Source organism: Rossellomorea vietnamensis (assembly GCF_008180615.1).
GTDB lineage: Bacteria > Bacillota > Bacilli > Bacillales > Bacillaceae_B > Rossellomorea > Rossellomorea vietnamensis_D.
This window is the reverse complement of record NZ_VTEH01000003.1, coordinates 374198-389577: the sequence shown is the minus strand read 5'-3', so window position 1 is coordinate 389577 and position 15380 is coordinate 374198. Positions and strand designations below refer to the sequence as shown.

Below are 15380 nucleotides of genomic sequence, written 5' to 3'. Positions count from 1 at the left end.
GCGGTGAGCCTCCCTCTAGAAATGTTGGAGTATCAACGTTTAAAGCAGTTTTTAACAACTATAAAATTTTTTTCTTTGTTACTAATAATCAGGATTTTCTAAATCTATAAGAATTTGTAAAATCATCCTAACGCTTCGCTAGAGCTAATTGGAAATCATTAACTCTCATTACCTATGTGATGCACCTTGGATCTCTGCTATTCTTATGATGACGTACCCTCCCATGTCTCTTGGCGTCTAGCGCGTACATTCCTTCGTTCGGTCTATTCATAAGGCAGAGGCYGGCGATGCTCCTCGAGGGACTCTTGGTCTAATGGCTCATTCGGTGCCGGCTTCTCCGTGTCATCTTATTGTTTAGATATCAAACTACTAAGAAAGTGCTCAAGCCGCCTCTTGGAGGCAATGAAGGTCTGCGATCATAAGGCTTTCATTAAAGTGCACACGTTTGGTACACAAGGCGTGTAGGATTTTCAGTAACTTGCCACATAATACAACCATAGCTTCTTTCTTCTTCAGTGGATTGACAGTACGAGTTGTGTAGTAGTGATATAAAGTCTTAAAGGCAGCGTTGTGTTGAATCAAAGGAAGTATGACCCTAAATAATATGGCCCTTAACTTCCTACGCCCCCTTTTCGAGATTTTCTTTTGGCCTTTATGTTGGCCAGAAGAGTTTTCTCTAAGTGTGAGTCCCGCTAGTTTAATTAATTGGCGTGGATGCTCGTATCGGCTTAGAGAGCCTATCTCAGAGAGTAAATCAACAGCTGTATTTTCACCTAACCCATCCATTGAAAGGATATACTCGTAGTCGGTCAATTGTTCAGCCAGCTCAGTTAATCTGGCTGATAAGRTCTCCARTTGRTTGGAGAGAGATTTAAATTGAGTAATTAACGTATTCATCTCAAACCGTGCCATTTCCAGCCCTTCCATTAACCCAATGGTCTGAGGGGCTGCGGCTTTTACCTTTTTGATACTAGAAACAGAAAGACATTTTAGTCCCTCCACACTTTTGTAAAGCTCAATAAGTTCTTCATCAYTYTTCCCATCAAAATCAATAGGTAAAGGTGTCTTCTCMAGTACGGCACAAGCGTTTTTTCCAAAGCTCTTAAATACATGATGAAACTCKGGAAAATAAAGATCTATCCATCGGATCATACGGTTTTTGAGAGCCGTAAGGTCTTCTTGTATCTTAGAACGTAGACTAGACCCATTACGAAGTTCGGCTTCTACCCCTTCTAAGGTTCGTGAATAGTTGAAACGGCCGTCACGAATTAAGCTGGCGATAACACGTGCGTCTTTCTGATCGTTCTTGGTTTGAAGGTTATCATCTAACTCTTTCGTTCTATTCACATGCATAGGGTTCACCATGACAAACTGAATGTGCTGGTCGACCAAATACGCAGCTAAGTTCATCCAGTAGTGTCCGGTGGGTTCAAAGCCCACTATAACCTTTGATTTTTCATGTAAAGCTTGTAGAGATTGAATTCTTTTGTCCAGCTGTTCAAATCCAGCTTGTGATTGAAAAAATGGAAAAGACTTTTGTAAAACACGACCACGATCATCCATCGCACATGCGAAGTGTTTCTTTTTGGCAATATCGATTCCAATGACCAGGGTGTCTTCAGAGACTTGATTAATTTTGTGATTCATATTACGATTCATTATGGTCCTCCTGTATGGTAGTGAGTTTCGATTTGGTCGTTGACACTCATGCATCATACAAGAGGACTTTTTCTTTTTCAAGACCTCTAAAAGTTTATAAACAGGAATGCTCCTCGGCTNAAGGTTATCATCTAACTCTTTCGTTCTATTCACATGCATAGGGTTCACCATGACAAACTGAATGTGCTGGTCGACCAAATACGCAGCTAAGTTCATCCAGTAGTGTCCGGTGGGTTCAAAGCCCACTATAACCTTTGATTTTTCATGTAAAGCTTGTAGAGATTGAATTCTTTTGTCCAGCTGTTCAAATCCAGCTTGTGATTGAAAAAATGGAAAAGACTTTTGTAAAACACGACCACGATCATCCATCGCACATGCGAAGTGTTTCTTTTTGGCAATGTCGATTCCAATGACCAGGGTGTCTTCAGAGACTTGATTAATTTTGTGATTCATATTACGATTCATTATGGTCCTCCTGTATGGTAGTGAGTTTCGATTTGGTCGTTGACACTCATGCATCATACAAGAGGACTTTTTCTTTTTCAAGACCTCTAAAAGTTTATAAACAGGAATGCTCCTCGGCTTCGCCTGCGGGGTCTCACCTGTCCCGCTAGTCCCGCAGGAGATCGCACGCCTTCCCCTCCAATCCTTCTACGAATCATAGGGAAGAGGGATAAAATGGCATTCAAAAGCAACAACTTAAAAAAAGAGCCTAATTTTATGATAGAACCCAACCTGCTATTTCCCTTTATCTCATGCAAGAAAGTGAAGTTTTTCAACACTAGCTTATAAAAAGCATCAACCTATGTCCATTACTCTTATCTGAAAGTATTTTTGATTTTAGATTCCGAAATACCCTGACATAATCTCAAATTTTAAATAAAATCTTGAAGCGCAAGACCTCACACAAGCTCTCTTTCTTTTGCATAAAGTTTCCGTATAAGCCTGATCTGGCCCCTGTGATTAATTTCGTCCTCAAAGACGTGGAACCATTTAAAAAAGTTATTTCCCTTTCGTTCAAACCACCAATCAGTCTCTCGGTACAGCCAGCTTTCATCAAGTGAAGCAAATTTCTCCTTCGTTATCTTCCTGATTGAAGCAAGTTCTTCCAGATAAAACTTAACTGGTTTGCCTTTTATAGTAAAAGCCTCCGCACCAAGTCCGACTGCCGGTTCAAGAGAATCTGCATAATTATTAATCTCTTCATCATTCATTTCTTCAAAGGTGAGTTTTTGAAACACCTTCTCGATGGCTGCCAAGTGGCCCAGCAGCATAGCGATCGAATTGAACTCTCCCCCATATCGATAATCGATTTCTTCCTGAGTAACGTCCTTCAAATCTGCCAATGTGGTAAATCTGGCATAGTCCATCATAGAAATCAAAACCGAGAAGTCCTTTTTAAAGCCTTCTTTTTCTTTAATCAATAACAGTTCCTTATCGATATCCATTTGAAATCCCCCTTGCACTTTCCATACTCTACTATCCTATAGTATCATATTAATTAGTAATATTGCCCAATTGAGAAGAAGGTGCTCTAATGGAAAAAGTAATACTGTTCAAAGAAATGACTGCAGAAGACATTCCCTTAATGGAGAAGTGGCTGCAATCACCCCCGGTCTATGAATTTTACGGAGGCAAACCAATGGAGCCTGAGGCCGTTCGGAAAAAATATAACCCTAGAATTCTCGGCAGCCATTTTGTCAGACCCTATATCTTCCTTTATGACGGTACTCCTGCAGGATATCTCCAAAAATATAAAATTGAAGAATCCCAATCTTTCCAATGGGGATTTGCAAAAGAAGAGTCTATAATCGGCATCGACTGTTTCATCGGAGAATCAGAATTATTCAACAAAGGCATCGGTACGAAAATGGTGAAAGAATTTATTAACCAAATCATCCAGGAGGATACACCAAGCTTTATCGTCCTCGATCCTTCCATGGAAAACAAAAGGGCTGTCCGCTGCTATGAAAAGGCCGGCTTCAAGAAAAGATCCGAGATTAATGAAGGCACTTCTTTACTGATGGAAATTAATTGTTCGTTAATCCGGCTTCCCCATTCTGTGTAACAGCTGCTCTATGACAGGAAGAGTGTAGGCATCAAATTTTTCTTTGTCTTTAAGATTAATCCAAGCTGATTCCAAAACATCAGCATTACCAGGTAGTTGTTTATCCAAGAACAGCTTTCCTGATATTATTTCAGCAATGTATGTAAACTTGTCATGTTGAGACGGCAGCTGTTCATTTACTTTTGTCACATACCCCGTCTCTTCCTTCACCTCCCTGATCATTGCCTGTTCTGGAGTTTCCCCTTTCTCAATACCTCCTCCAGGAAAAGTCCAGATAATGTCCCCTCTTTGTACATATTGCCTGACCATTAATACATGGCCGTCCCTTACAATGACTCCACGAGAAATCACATTACACACCCTTTCTTTCACTGGTTCTATACTGGATTGTACATTATTTCCAAATGAATTTAAATCTGGCAGAATGAATTACTATTATTGTAAAAGGAAGTGTTTCAATGAGTTATCCAATTCGAGTAAGAGCAGGCGCATTAATTATTCATGATAAAAAAGTCCTCTTGGCAAAATTTGAAGATGAAAACGGAATTCACTACAATCTTCCAGGCGGCGGAGTGGAAGAAGGTGAGTCCACAGCAGAAGCCGCGGTAAGAGAAGCCAAGGAAGAAGCAGGAGTAGATGTTTCTGTATCAAAATTGGCGTTCATCTATGAGTATGCACCTCACCAAAATAATGACATATACGGAAGTACGCCGAACCTCAGTCTCTTTTTCGACTGCCGGATTTCTGGCTTGAACTCTCCCTTGCCTGACTCCCCTGATTTCAACCAAATAGGCGCGGAGTGGGTTGCCATTGAAAAACTCCATTCTATTACTCTATATCCTAAAATCCAGCCTCATATAACAGAATATGCCGCCGGTTTGTATTCTTCCGACCTGATAGAAGAACGACAGCTAAATAGATAACCAATGGCAAAATCCCAGCATTTCTGTGTTATTATGAAGAAAACTACTTGAGAGGATGGGTAGAAGTGTTAACAATAAAAATGACAAAAGAAGAAAAAGAGGAAATTCTCTGCAGAATTCAAACTTTTCATTATGAACAGCATGGCGAGGAAATCGGCATGTTAGGAGCAGAAAACCTTTTTGAGTTTTTCATTCGAGAACTGGGTCCTTTCTTTTATAATAAAGGGATAATGGATTCCAAAGACGTCCTTATGGATAAAATGCTGATGCTTGAAGAAGATTTATACGCATTGAAGCGGCCGATGAAATAAGGTTGAAAGCAGACGACTTCAGCTTACTAGTGCTAAATATCCTGTATTCAAGAAATTTACTACTTACTTTCTCAACGAAAGGTTGTTTTCTCATGAATGGTTGTTACCGGAAAAATCCATGAGCCGAAGTTTTTCTCGCTGAACAGGATAAGCAGCTCTTTTCTTTGGAGCTTACCAGGTTACTTCAGGTGAAATATGGTGATAGTTTTTGATATATTTATATTCAGTAAAAATAAAGTTTACGAAAAGAGCCATACGAAAAAAACCAAAGGATGATTTCCTCCTTTGGTTCACTTGATATTTCCCTCTTCCAAATATCCAGCTTCTATTTTAAATAGAACATGGACCTTCCTCATGAAGCAGCTCTTTTTCTGCTATTTAGAAATTAATTCACTTTATGAATTTCTTCTGTAGCAAACACTTTTTCAGTATTCAGGACATCAATTTCCAACGCATTTTCCTCTTTATCTTCAATGATATCCTTAAGCTTTTCTTCAGAAATTTCTTCGGCTAAAGGCAATGTCTCCTTAATTTCTATCGTTTTGGATTTTTCGCCTTCTTTATGGCTGATATATTCTTCTTCAAAAATGAAGAGATCTTTTCCAAGTGCCCTAATCAATTCGCCGTCATAAGCAAAAAGTCTTACTTGATACGAAGTCTCTGGCTCCATGTTTTCATCGTTCAAAATGATATTGATCTCCAATTGCTTTCCATCTTCAGATAATGAAACACTCGCGTTATCAACCATTTCAATTTTATTACTGCATCCTCCCAGCAGGATCATCAAAGCAGCCATAGACAAAGCTATATAAATTTTTCTCAAGAAAACACCCCCCATTCTCTTTTCACTTTTTTTATCATACTATAAGGAACTCTTGCAGGGAAATTGAATTTCACAAATATTTTCAGTAATATTCAAGCAGGTACCAGTGCAGGCTGCCAGCCCGTTCATTAAGTCGATTTAGTATTCGATAAACTCCTTCAAAACAATTATGGTAAACTATAAAAGTCTTATATTTATTTCTTAAGGACGTGATGTAGTGAAAAAAAGGCTGGCTGTCGCAATATCGGTTTCTATTCTTGTCTTTATACTGGCACTTTGGTTTTTATCCAGTAACTATAGTGAAATAGAACAATTGACAAGGATTTTGATTGCACTTGGGGGTACGATTCTCTCCGGGGTGATTACTTATTTTCTTTTTCCAGAGAATGAAAGAAAGATATAAGGGTTTCAATAATTATAATGGCGGGCTTTTTACACTAAAGATCCACCTGCCTATTAGGATAACAGGGCTAGGTACATTTTTTTCACAGCCCAGTAGTGATTGTGCCAAAACTTGATAAATCAATAAAAACGCACTGTGAATTCTATTGTGAATTCAAGTGCGTTCTATACGTGTATTAAGTGTTTGAATATTTAAAGTGAATCGTTACGGTTTCTTCAATCCAATAAACGCACCTCAATCGGCTGCAGAACTTGCATGAGCTGTTCTCTATGAGTTTCATATTGAACCGGCAGCTTTAAATTAGAACCTAATTCTTCAGGTGCCTCATCTATGGAAAATCCAGGTGGATCTGTCGCAATTTCGAAGAGGATGTCTCCGTGTTCTCTGAAATAAATGGCGTTGAAGTAATTTCTGTCCTGAACAGGAGTGACTGGATAGCTGTTTTTTTCCAGATGCTCTTTCCATTGAAGTTGATCAATGTCATCATCCGCTCGCCAGGCAATATGATGCACAGTGCCGACACCCATTCTTCCACGCGCCACCGCTTCCTTCTTCAAATCCACTATATTCCCAATATCCGCAATGGATTTGAAGCGGATAAATTCGTCATCCTCACCTATTTGTTCAAGACCCATGACATCTATGAGCAATTGTGCTGTCAGCTCCGGATTGGCTGATAAGAGACTGGCTCCAGCAAATCCTTTGATTGCGGAATCTGAAGTCACATCACCCGCAGTCCATTGGTTGACCTTACCACTCCCGCGTTCAACCAGTTCTAACTGAAGCCCATGAGGATCATTGAAGACAAGGCTGGTTTCTCCGAATCTCTCATCCCTGCTGAAAGAGACTTTAAATTTTTTAAGGCGGCTTTCCCAGAAGGACAGCGAACCTTCCGGAACAGCATAAGAGGTAGTACCCACCTGGCCGCCGCCAATCCTGCCTTTATGGGCTCCATCCCAAGGAAAGAAAGTAATAATCGAGCCGGGGCTTCCCTGTTCATCTCCAAAATATAAGTGGTATGTCCCAGGGTCATCAAAATTGACCGTTTGTTTAACCATCCTCAAGCCCAGAACCCCTGCGTAAAAATCAACATTTTCCTGGGGGTTTCCGACAATCGCTGTTATATGGTGAATTCCCTTCATTTTTTTCTCCATAGTAAGTTTCACTCCTATTTAGTCAAGAATAATTTCTGTATTTTGGTATGTCCATTATAGGATATAAGGAGTTATCCCTCAAAAATCTTGTCATTCACATTCTAAAATAAGAGGGCATCCAAAGCATATTTCCCTGGACCAGCCAGCGCAAGCCCAATTGCCACTGCCAACAAAGCAAGGTTGTATTCATAGCCATTATTTGTTGACCAATAGCCATTTGCATAGTGGACCTTTACGATGGCTATCAGCATCGTGATGGCTATCATGATACCGGCAAGCGGCGTAAGAAGTCCCAGGACAAAGAAAATACCTCCCACAAATTCAGCAAGTCCTGCCATAAGCGCCATTGTCTTTCCTGGTTTCATTCCAAGAGACTCCATCCACCCTCCTGTTCCCTCCAATCCATAACCGCCAAACCAGCCAAACAGCTTTTGAGCGCCATGGCCAATGAACGAAAGACCAATCACTAATCTAATTATTAATAAACCTGTATCCAACATACTTATTCCTCCTAAAAGTTTAATATACTTTGAATTCGAGATATCTTAATAAAATTTTTTCACGTTATCTTCTTGAAATAAGTGCAGTCCCATTATTCTTTAGAATATAAAAATTTATCTTGAATTCGAGATAATTTTATAAGAACATCTCTTTTCTGTCAACTGCTTAATTTAATGTTATTCAAGAATTACAAAGTTGCTCCTAAAAAAGGCTTGGTTTAAATGATTTTTTAGCGAGTGGTCTAGTTAGTAATTATTTTATCAGCTTCTCAGCTAATACTGTTTCCTGTTCCCCATACTTCGGCACAAAAAAAGCAGCTGGAAGTACCCAGCTGCTTTTTCATTCGTTTGCATAAGGAAAAACCACTGTAAAAACAGTCCCTTGCCCTTCAATACTATCTATGTGCAGTTCCCCTCCATATTCTTTGAGAATCCTATTGCAGATGGTCAATCCGAGACCTGTTCCCGTTCCTTTAGTTGTGAAGAATGGTTCTGTAATTTGACCAAGTAAACTTTGGGGTATCCCGCAGCCTTCATCTGTTACAGTTACTTCAACCCAGCCATTTTCCACAGATAAGCCTACAGAAACATCCCCTCCGCCTTCCATCGACTCAATGGCATTTTTCATAATATTGATGAATACTTGTTTGATTTGCTGCTTATCACATAGAATAACTATTTCCTGGTCATCAATCGTATTCTTGATGACTACATTTTTCAGTGCTGCTTGGGGTTCAAGCAGCGTGATGACTTGGTCTATTAGTGTAATGATATTGTGCTGTGTGCGTATGATAGCCTGTGATTTGGAGAGGGAAAGCATTTCACCAGTTATTCTTTCTATTTTGTCAATTTCCTCTCTCATAATCTCTGCGTACCTTTGGTTTTCTTCAGGAATTTTATTCTCAATCAGCTGTAAGAACCCTTTAATTGAGGTTAGGGGATTTCTAATTTCATGAGCGATTCCGGCAGACAGCTGGCCGGCAGTCAATAATTTTTCGTTCTTCACTATATGTTCATGCTGCTGTTTGTTTTCGGTAATATCCCTTAGAATTACCTGCAGTGAGGGTTTATTATCTATATTAAACGGCATGACAACAGATTCGACAAACCTGGAGGTGCCATCAAGCCTGATAAATTCGCGCTCTACCCTTTCCGCCGGCACATTAGGATGACCAATGACGTCTATCGTCCTTTGCAAGACATTCTCGTGGTCTCGTGGATGAATAAAATCCAATACGGATCTGCCGATTATTTCGCTTTCATGCTTTGCTCTGAAAAGCTTCAGACCAGCCTTGTTAATATATTGAAAAACATTATCCGTTACCAAAGCTACAGTATCTATAGAGTTATCAACCAACGTTTGATAATGCTTCTTCTGCATAAGGTATCTGTGTTGAAGCCTGCTGCTTTCACTGGAATCTTTCACAATAATATAGTCCAGCTTTTCGCCATTCACCGTGACCTTTGATACTACTGTTTCAATTTCCAGCACATTGCCTTTCATAGTCAAAATATTTTTCAGGGAGCTGCTTTGAGCAACATCCCTTTTTAACATGGCCAATTCTTTCATTGTGTGGTGATAAGAGGTTTCATGAGTAAAGTCAATAACATGTTTTCCTCTGATAAGTTCGAGGTTATCTGCTTCTAAAAGTTTCAGCGCATGTTTATTAGCAAACAGAAATATCCCGTCCCTGCCCAGAAGGACTGGAAACGGTGTAGCTTCCATTGCATTCATGATCGTTGTTTTCTGCTCTAATATCTGTAGATCATTTTGATTCATATCCATAACATCCTGTCTTCGTATCATATTATTGACATTATACCATTTTTTGCCTCAGAACAGTCCATGAATTAACAGTCTATTCTAGTCTCTTGATTTTTCTTAGTGCACATCGAGACATTTTTTCAAGAAAGCTTTTCACCAAGGACTATTATTCTTTTAAATTCCCAATTCTAATCCTTCTATTTATGAAGGGGCTCTTTACTAATAAATTGTTGCATTTCATTACTATCTTGCCTTCCTCCCTTTAATGTTCGGGGATCGGAATGGAAGGCGTGCTGCCTCATGAGGAACTAGCAGGATGTCCAGTTCCAGCGCTCAGCTCCTCGGGGTCAAATAACCCGAACAGAATAAAAGGAACACCGCATTTTTTTCTTCAGAACATTTGCCCGTCGGAGCTGACCAGGGCAATACCACTTCATATATAACCGCCCTCTCTCCTTAATGAATCAACTTTTTAAAAAAACCTTGTAAAACGACACCAGTGTCATTATAATGAAGTTAAATAAAACGACAATAGTGTCGTTATAAATGGAGGACTTCACATGAAACCTAATTTAAAACAAAACAAAAATTTCGTCACTTTGATCACAGCTCAAGCTATCTCCAGTTTAGGTGATTGGTTAAGTATTGTAGCAATCATTACGCTGGTTGGGTTAAAATGGGAAGCAACACCTATGCAGATGTCTCTCATAATATTGAGCCTTGCCATGCCTATGGCTGTATTTGGTCCAGTATCAGGAGCTATTGCCGACCGGCTGGATCGTAAAAAATTAATGATTATCTCTGATGTGGTTAGAGGGATACTCATCCTGCTGCTGACCCTTGCAAGCAGTGTCTGGATGGTTTATATCATTTTATTTGCAACAGGAATTTTTTCATCAGTATTCGTCCCTGCCAAAAACGGAAAGTTAAAAGAGCTTGTAAAGGATGAGAATATTAAAGGAGCCATGTCCCTTACCTCAATGATCGATTCAAGTACTAAAGTATTGGGACCGCTGATCAGTGGTATATTGGTTTCTTCGTTCGGTACGTACAATGTTTTTTATATCGATTCAGCAACCTTTTTTCTTTCTGCTCTTCTTATTTTGCTGCTGCCTGCAACAGCTAAGGAACCCCTTAACAACAAACAGGAAGGTAAACAGGCCTCATCTCTCAGAAGCGATTTACAGGAAGGATTCACGTTTATCAGGCAGAGCAGTTACCTAATGTATGGGTTATTTCTGTTGGGAATCAGTTTATTGATCCTCCAGTTGTCAGATTCACAGATTATCATTTTGCTCCGTGAATTGACCAATGTTTCACCGGATTTATTCGGTTATGCCGTAACTAGTTCAGGTTTGGGAATGCTGATCACCGGCATTGCTCTTTCAAAAAAGACAGATTACAATGCTTACTTGTATATGTGTCTCGGTGTCTTAGGTATTGGAGCCGGTTTCGGGGGGATGGCTGCTCTCACTTACCTCGACCTCGCCCTCTCAATTGTTTGGGTTCCAGCTCTCGGGCTGGTAGTAGGTATAGCGGCAGGGTTGGTTTTTATCCCCTTTCAATCAGCAGTACAAGAGAAGACACCAGTTCATTTGACAGGAAGGGTTTTTGGGGTGATCAACAGCACGACAACCACTGCTACAATTATCGGTCCCCTTGCTGGAGGAGCGCTGGCCACCGTAATAGGAATCATTCCATCTTTTGTTATCACAAGTTCTTTGCTCATATTCCTTTTCTTCATCTCATTAATTTTCCGAAACAAAGTCGAACAGGAGGATGAACATGTCACCGAAAGTCAGCCAGGAACACAAGGAGCAGCGTCGCGCCAAGTTAATTGAAGCCGCTGCAGAAGTATTTATTGAAAACGGTTATGAAGCGGCCACTATGAAGCACGTCATGGTCAAAGCAGGTGTAAGCCGAGGGGGATTATATCAATATTTTGAAAATAAAGAAGATCTGTTCCGTGAAGTCATTGAAGGGAAACAAGAAAAAATCATCGAAGGTTCACTCGAAAGAATGATAAAGCAGCAGAATTCCTACTGGGATGTCCTGCTGGTTATCATGCTGGGAGAAAAAAAAGAATCCAATGATAAAATGGATCCCCTTTCTCCTTCAAAACTGGAATATTTCGTAACAGGCAGAAATGACGAAAAACGCCGGGAGTATGCCCGGCGTAGATATTTTGATGCTTTTGAGATGACGACAAAGATTATTGAAAGAGGCGAAACTGCAGGTGAATTCACTCCCAGATTTCCCAGCAGACTTATAGCCAAATCCATTATATCTTATATAGATGGACTTGCATTGGGCCATGCCATTTTAGACAGCAGGACACTCGAATTAAAAGAACAGACCACATTATTACTTAATTATTTAAAATGGGCTTTAGGAGTAGAGGAAGAGTGATCTGTGCGGGGCACAGATCCTCTTTAATTAAGATCATTGTCACGGCTTTTCAGCCTGCTCGATTACCACTTTTATAACAGATACATATTTAACAGCAGGCAGCATCTTTTTCTGGGCAGCAAGATTGTGATTTATCAGTGGAAGGAATCTCTTCAATCTTTATTTTACAGCATTCTTTTGAGCTTTCCTGTTTTATTACGTTTATCTTCTTGAAAAACTTCATCTTTACAACTCCTTTATCAATTTTTTTTGATTTATATTCTTACTATATTACCTCATCGCATCTTTCGCAACCCTTAATCAATTATTTTTGATTTATTATTGACAAAAGAAAATTATGGAATTAAAATTAATACATCAAGTAAATTTGATACTTAAAAAGAGGTGAAAATTATGGATACTGATCTGAGAACTAACAGTCTTTCAAAAGATGTGCTTTTTGAAAATTATGAGCAAAAATTCAAAGCCCTGGCCGATAGAAAGAGGCTCCATATTATGAATATTCTAACTGAAAAGGGGGAAATGTGTGTTTGTGACCTGGCACCCCTGATGGAAATGTCGCAATCCAAGCTTTCCTACCATCTAAAGATACTGCTGGATGCAGGTATAATTTTGAAGGAAACCAGAGGAACCTGGAGCTATTATAGGCTGAATCCCCATGAAATTAATCACTTATTATCCGAAGAGCTTTGCTGTCTCTTTCGGAAAAACAGCTGTTAATCCAAGTAGCAGCTTTCTTTTTGGATAGTAAATCAATTTTTTTTGATTAATAAATCAATTTTTATTGATATTAAATCAGGAGGGGTTATAATGTTTATCGAAACAATCAAAAGTTTTGCATTCATTGCTGTGGAGCTGACACTGCTTTTCATTGTCATTTCCTTTTTTATCAGTTTGTTTCAAGGAATCATCCCATATGAAAGAATTGAAAGAAAGCTTTCAGGAAAAAACAGATACATTGCTGCCTTTGCAGCAATAATCTTCGCGTTCATCACTCCTTTTTGTTCCTGCTCAACCATTCCTATCGTTGTAAATATGCTGAAGAAAAAAATGCCGTTTGGGATTGTGATGATTTTCTTATTCTCGTCTCCTGTCCTGGATCCCACTATTTTAACCATCATGGGTGTCCTTCTGGGTTGGAAGGTGACCATTTTATATATCATGATTACATCAACTCTCTCGATCATCATCGGTTTTGCTCTAGAAAAATTGGGATTCGAGAAATCAGTTAAAAATGTTGTGATGAGCGGTTATCAAGAAGAAAAAAGAAAATTCAATTTCAAACTGGCTGTTTCTGAAACAATCAGTTTAATGAAAAGTGTTCTTCCCTACTTGATTGCCGGTGCTGCTATCGGAGCAGTCATTCATGGGCTGGTGCCGACTGAATTTATCTCTGATCTCTTTGGAGATGAAAAGTGGTGGTTAATCCCCTTGGCAGCGATTTTAGGAATACCTTTATATATCCGCCTTTCCAGCATGATTCCGATATCACAGATACTCATCATGAAAGGAATGGCCCTGGGGCCCGTCATGGCGATGATGATCAGTTCCGCTGGGGCAAGCTTGCCAGAGATCGTATTACTCAGATCGATATTCAAAAAAGAATTGGTTATCATGTTTGTGCTCTCAGTGGTATCCATGTCGACCATATCCGGCTTTATATTCTACTTCGTGTAATCAAAGGTCTTCAGCTGCAACTATCAAAAATCCATGGAAAGAGGGATCCAAATGACAGTCAATCATTCAGGTAAACTTACCAAGGAATATTTCATCTCGTATCTTACATTGGTGATGAACTCCAAAGGGTGTACTTTGCAGCAGGCAAAGGATATTACATTCCACAAGTTTTTTAAAGGCAATTTCCAAATGTACGGACAGGACACATATAACGCTTTATTAGAAGCCGTTTCAATCTTGGAAAATTGATCGAAACAAAAGCGGAAGCCCCTTGTCCAGCCCCGACAGGCAAATGTTCCAAAGAGAAAAAAGGCGCTCTTCCTTTTATTCTCTTTGGGTTATTTGACCCCGAGGGGCTAGGCGCTGCAGCTGGACGCAGATAACACAGCTGTTAGTTTCCAACATGGTTGATTTTATTATTTCTAAAGCCAATCAAAACCACCAGTTTGAACTGGTGGTTTGCTCTGAGGCTGGAAGCCTTCCTTACCAGCCTCTGCCTTAAAGGCCCAATGAATTATTTTCTCTGGCTATTTATTCCGGCTGAAAAAACGTGGAGAAATAAGCGGAGAAATTCCGCTTATTTAGGTCATAACGTGAAAAAATAGCTTTAATAAGCGAAGAAATTCCGCTTATTTGTATAAAAGTTGCGAAAGTAGTTCGTTTCGCTGTGTTTAAGCGGAAAAATTCCGCTTATATACCCTAAATCACATTCAACTCTTAAGCTTAACCGGAAAAACTCCGCTTATTTTAGCCTTTCCTAATGCCAATCAGCAAGGATACCTCCTCTCCTGCTGGAATGACATGTAGTGATAAAGAACCGGCTTTTTCTACAGAAAGAGGGTGTTCTATACCACGCTATAAGCTCTCTGGAACCCCCGGCATAGCCATGCGTTTTCAAGACCATCAAAAAAAGGACGAAATCAAAGTGATTTCGCCCTTCAAACTATTTACTATTATTCTCTTCTGCTTTTTCCCTTCACAAAGCGATAGGACAAATAGGCAATGTATAAAGGAACAGCCACATATATCAAATAAGGGAACTGCTCATATGTCCCTCTGTAAATGATAAACAAAAGACCTGCTATGAAGATCGTGATGATCGTGCCGTATTTAGGCAGCGGAATGTCCTTTAAACTAGGAATCCGTACCCTGCTGACCATTAAAAAGCAAAGGGCTGTGAATACCACAGTTGTTACTATGTTGGGAATGAAGTTCCCGAAAAGAGTCAGTAACGCCAGGATTCCTCCTGCTGCAGTAATTGGGACACCTATGAAGTAACTCAGGCCTGTTTTATCTGAACTGATATTGAACCTGGCCAGCCTGTATGCCCCAAACAAGGGAAACAATCCTGCAACGGCAAATCCAACCATGCCGAATTGAAAAAAATATGTATAGTACACTAAAAAGGACGGCGCAACACCGAAAGTCACAATATCCGCCAAAGAATCAAGTTCTTTTCCAAGGACAGAATCTGCTTTCAGCATTCTTGCCAGACGGCCATCCATGCTATCCAGCATCATACCGATCAATATCAGAATCGCAGCATTTTTGAACTGCCCGTTAGCTGCAAAGCCAATGGACAAAAATCCGCAATATAAATTACCCAAAGTAAACATGTTAGGAATGCTTTTCTTAAGTCGCATTTTAGATTCTTCACTCTCCGTAAATTTCTTTCTGATTTCTATTAT

Annotated in this window: 18 protein-coding genes and 1 pseudogene; 9 read left to right on the top strand and 10 right to left on the bottom strand. The window is 39.7% G+C overall.

The window, feature by feature from the left end; all coding sequences use genetic code 11:
• Positions 1-381: 381 nt before the first annotated feature.
• From FZC79_RS07275 to FZC79_RS07265, 3 genes and pseudogenes are all read right to left on the bottom strand, one after another.
• The gene (locus FZC79_RS07275) at positions 382-1659 is read right to left on the bottom strand and encodes an IS110 family transposase (RefSeq protein ID WP_148946158.1); all 1278 of its coding nucleotides are present in this window, start codon (positions 1657-1659) and stop codon (positions 382-384) included.
• Positions 1660-1779: 120 nt separating this feature from the next.
• Positions 1780-2124 (bottom strand): annotated as a pseudogene (locus FZC79_RS07270) (IS110 family transposase); the annotation flags it as partial.
• A gap of 437 nt (positions 2125-2561) precedes the next feature.
• Positions 2562-3107 (bottom strand): DinB family protein, encoded by a 546-nt coding sequence (locus tag FZC79_RS07265; protein ID WP_148946122.1) that lies wholly within the window; start codon positions 3105-3107, stop codon positions 2562-2564.
• Positions 3108-3196: 89 nt separating this feature from the next.
• Here FZC79_RS07265 and FZC79_RS07260 point away from each other — a divergent pair, with 89 nt between their 5' ends.
• Positions 3197-3727 (top strand): GNAT family N-acetyltransferase, encoded by a 531-nt coding sequence (locus FZC79_RS07260; protein ID WP_148946121.1) that lies wholly within the window; start codon positions 3197-3199, stop codon positions 3725-3727.
• Here the strand turns inward: FZC79_RS07260 and FZC79_RS07255 are convergent.
• Entirely contained in the window at positions 3701-4078 is a 378-nt protein-coding gene (locus tag FZC79_RS07255) for an NUDIX hydrolase (RefSeq protein ID WP_148946120.1), read from the bottom strand. The two genes, FZC79_RS07260 and FZC79_RS07255, sit on opposite strands and share 27 nt — an antisense overlap.
• Before the next feature lie 107 nt (positions 4079-4185).
• Here FZC79_RS07255 and FZC79_RS07250 point away from each other — a divergent pair, with 107 nt between their 5' ends.
• Both FZC79_RS07250 and FZC79_RS07245 read left to right on the top strand, forming a co-directional pair.
• Positions 4186-4650: an NUDIX domain-containing protein gene (locus FZC79_RS07250; protein WP_148946119.1), complete on the top strand. Its 465-nt coding sequence runs from the start codon at positions 4186-4188 to the stop codon at positions 4648-4650.
• 65 nt (positions 4651-4715) lie between these two features.
• Positions 4716-4961 (top strand): DUF2164 domain-containing protein, encoded by a 246-nt coding sequence (locus tag FZC79_RS07245; protein WP_148946118.1) that lies wholly within the window; start codon positions 4716-4718, stop codon positions 4959-4961.
• Between the two features lie 385 nt (positions 4962-5346).
• Here the strand turns inward: FZC79_RS07245 and FZC79_RS07240 are convergent, their stop codons facing one another.
• Positions 5347-5784 carry a hypothetical protein gene (locus FZC79_RS07240; protein WP_148946117.1) on the bottom strand — a complete coding sequence of 146 codons (438 nt, stop codon included), beginning with the start codon at positions 5782-5784 and terminating at the stop codon, positions 5347-5349.
• Positions 5785-6001: 217 nt separating this feature from the next.
• Here FZC79_RS07240 and FZC79_RS07235 point away from each other — a divergent pair, with 217 nt between their 5' ends.
• Positions 6002-6187, top strand: a complete 186-nt coding sequence (locus tag FZC79_RS07235) for a histidine kinase (RefSeq protein ID WP_148946116.1) — start codon at positions 6002-6004, stop codon at positions 6185-6187.
• A gap of 215 nt (positions 6188-6402) precedes the next feature.
• Here the strand turns inward: FZC79_RS07235 and FZC79_RS07230 are convergent, their stop codons facing one another.
• From FZC79_RS07230 to FZC79_RS07220, 3 genes are all read right to left on the bottom strand, one after another.
• Positions 6403-7341, bottom strand: a complete 939-nt coding sequence (locus FZC79_RS07230) for a ring-cleaving dioxygenase (RefSeq protein ID WP_148946115.1) — start codon at positions 7339-7341, stop codon at positions 6403-6405.
• A 101-nt stretch (positions 7342-7442) separates the two neighbouring features.
• Entirely contained in the window at positions 7443-7841 is a 399-nt protein-coding gene (locus FZC79_RS07225; protein WP_148946114.1) for a DoxX family protein, read from the bottom strand.
• A 340-nt stretch (positions 7842-8181) separates the two neighbouring features.
• Positions 8182-9621, bottom strand: a complete 1440-nt coding sequence (locus FZC79_RS07220) for a PAS domain-containing sensor histidine kinase (RefSeq protein WP_187442672.1) — start codon at positions 9619-9621, stop codon at positions 8182-8184.
• Positions 9622-10166: 545 nt separating this feature from the next.
• On the opposite strand from FZC79_RS07220, the gene FZC79_RS07215 reads away from it, so the two are divergent.
• Entirely contained in the window at positions 10167-11447 is a 1281-nt protein-coding gene (locus tag FZC79_RS07215; protein ID WP_148946112.1) for an MFS transporter, read from the top strand.
• Complete coding sequence (locus FZC79_RS07210; RefSeq protein ID WP_148946111.1) at positions 11392-12015, top strand: TetR/AcrR family transcriptional regulator; 624 nt, start codon at positions 11392-11394, stop codon at positions 12013-12015. Before FZC79_RS07215 ends, FZC79_RS07210 begins: the two co-directional genes overlap by 56 nt.
• 88 nt (positions 12016-12103) lie before the next feature.
• On the opposite strand, the gene FZC79_RS23815 is transcribed toward FZC79_RS07210, so the two are convergent.
• Entirely contained in the window at positions 12104-12238 is a 135-nt protein-coding gene (locus tag FZC79_RS23815) for a hypothetical protein (RefSeq protein WP_286365357.1), read from the bottom strand.
• A gap of 170 nt (positions 12239-12408) precedes the next feature.
• On the opposite strand from FZC79_RS23815, the gene FZC79_RS07205 reads away from it, so the two are divergent.
• The 3 genes from FZC79_RS07205 (at position 12409) to FZC79_RS07195 (ending at position 13941) form a co-directional block, all read left to right on the top strand.
• Positions 12409-12735, top strand: coding sequence for an ArsR/SmtB family transcription factor (locus FZC79_RS07205; protein ID WP_148946110.1), 327 nt, complete (start codon positions 12409-12411; stop codon positions 12733-12735).
• 90 nt (positions 12736-12825) lie between these two features.
• The gene (locus tag FZC79_RS07200) at positions 12826-13692 is read left to right on the top strand and encodes a permease (RefSeq protein ID WP_148946109.1); all 867 of its coding nucleotides are present in this window, start codon (positions 12826-12828) and stop codon (positions 13690-13692) included.
• 51 nt (positions 13693-13743) lie between these two features.
• Entirely contained in the window at positions 13744-13941 is a 198-nt protein-coding gene (locus FZC79_RS07195; protein WP_148946108.1) for a hypothetical protein, read from the top strand.
• A gap of 704 nt (positions 13942-14645) precedes the next feature.
• Here the strand turns inward: FZC79_RS07195 and pssA are convergent.
• Positions 14646-15335 carry a CDP-diacylglycerol--serine O-phosphatidyltransferase gene (gene pssA, locus FZC79_RS07185; protein WP_148946107.1) on the bottom strand — a complete coding sequence of 230 codons (690 nt, stop codon included), beginning with the start codon at positions 15333-15335 and terminating at the stop codon, positions 14646-14648.
• Positions 15336-15380: the final 45 nt, after the last annotated feature.

Excerpts from the sequence above, each read along its gene's own strand:
- FZC79_RS07265 (WP_148946122.1), bottom strand. The coding sequence starts at position 3,107 with ATGGATATCGATAAGGAACTGTTATTGATTAAAGAAAAAGAAGGCTTT.
- FZC79_RS07260 (WP_148946121.1), top strand. The coding sequence starts at position 3,197 with ATGGAAAAAGTAATACTGTTCAAAGAAATGACTGCAGAAGACATTCCC.
- FZC79_RS07250 (WP_148946119.1), top strand. The coding sequence starts at position 4,186 with ATGAGTTATCCAATTCGAGTAAGAGCAGGCGCATTAATTATTCATGAT.
- FZC79_RS07230 (WP_148946115.1), bottom strand. The coding sequence starts at position 7,341 with ATGGAGAAAAAAATGAAGGGAATTCACCATATAACAGCGATTGTCGGA.
- FZC79_RS07225 (WP_148946114.1), bottom strand. The coding sequence starts at position 7,841 with ATGTTGGATACAGGTTTATTAATAATTAGATTAGTGATTGGTCTTTCG.
- FZC79_RS07220 (WP_187442672.1), bottom strand. The coding sequence starts at position 9,621 with ATGAATCAAAATGATCTACAGATATTAGAGCAGAAAACAACGATCATG.
- FZC79_RS07215 (WP_148946112.1), top strand. The coding sequence starts at position 10,167 with ATGAAACCTAATTTAAAACAAAACAAAAATTTCGTCACTTTGATCACA.
- FZC79_RS07210 (WP_148946111.1), top strand. The coding sequence starts at position 11,392 with ATGTCACCGAAAGTCAGCCAGGAACACAAGGAGCAGCGTCGCGCCAAG.
- FZC79_RS23815 (WP_286365357.1), bottom strand. The coding sequence starts at position 12,238 with ATGAAGTTTTTCAAGAAGATAAACGTAATAAAACAGGAAAGCTCAAAA.
- FZC79_RS07205 (WP_148946110.1), top strand. The coding sequence starts at position 12,409 with ATGGATACTGATCTGAGAACTAACAGTCTTTCAAAAGATGTGCTTTTT.
- FZC79_RS07200 (WP_148946109.1), top strand. The coding sequence starts at position 12,826 with ATGTTTATCGAAACAATCAAAAGTTTTGCATTCATTGCTGTGGAGCTG.
- FZC79_RS07195 (WP_148946108.1), top strand. The coding sequence starts at position 13,744 with ATGACAGTCAATCATTCAGGTAAACTTACCAAGGAATATTTCATCTCG.
- pssA (WP_148946107.1), bottom strand. The coding sequence starts at position 15,335 with ATGCGACTTAAGAAAAGCATTCCTAACATGTTTACTTTGGGTAATTTA.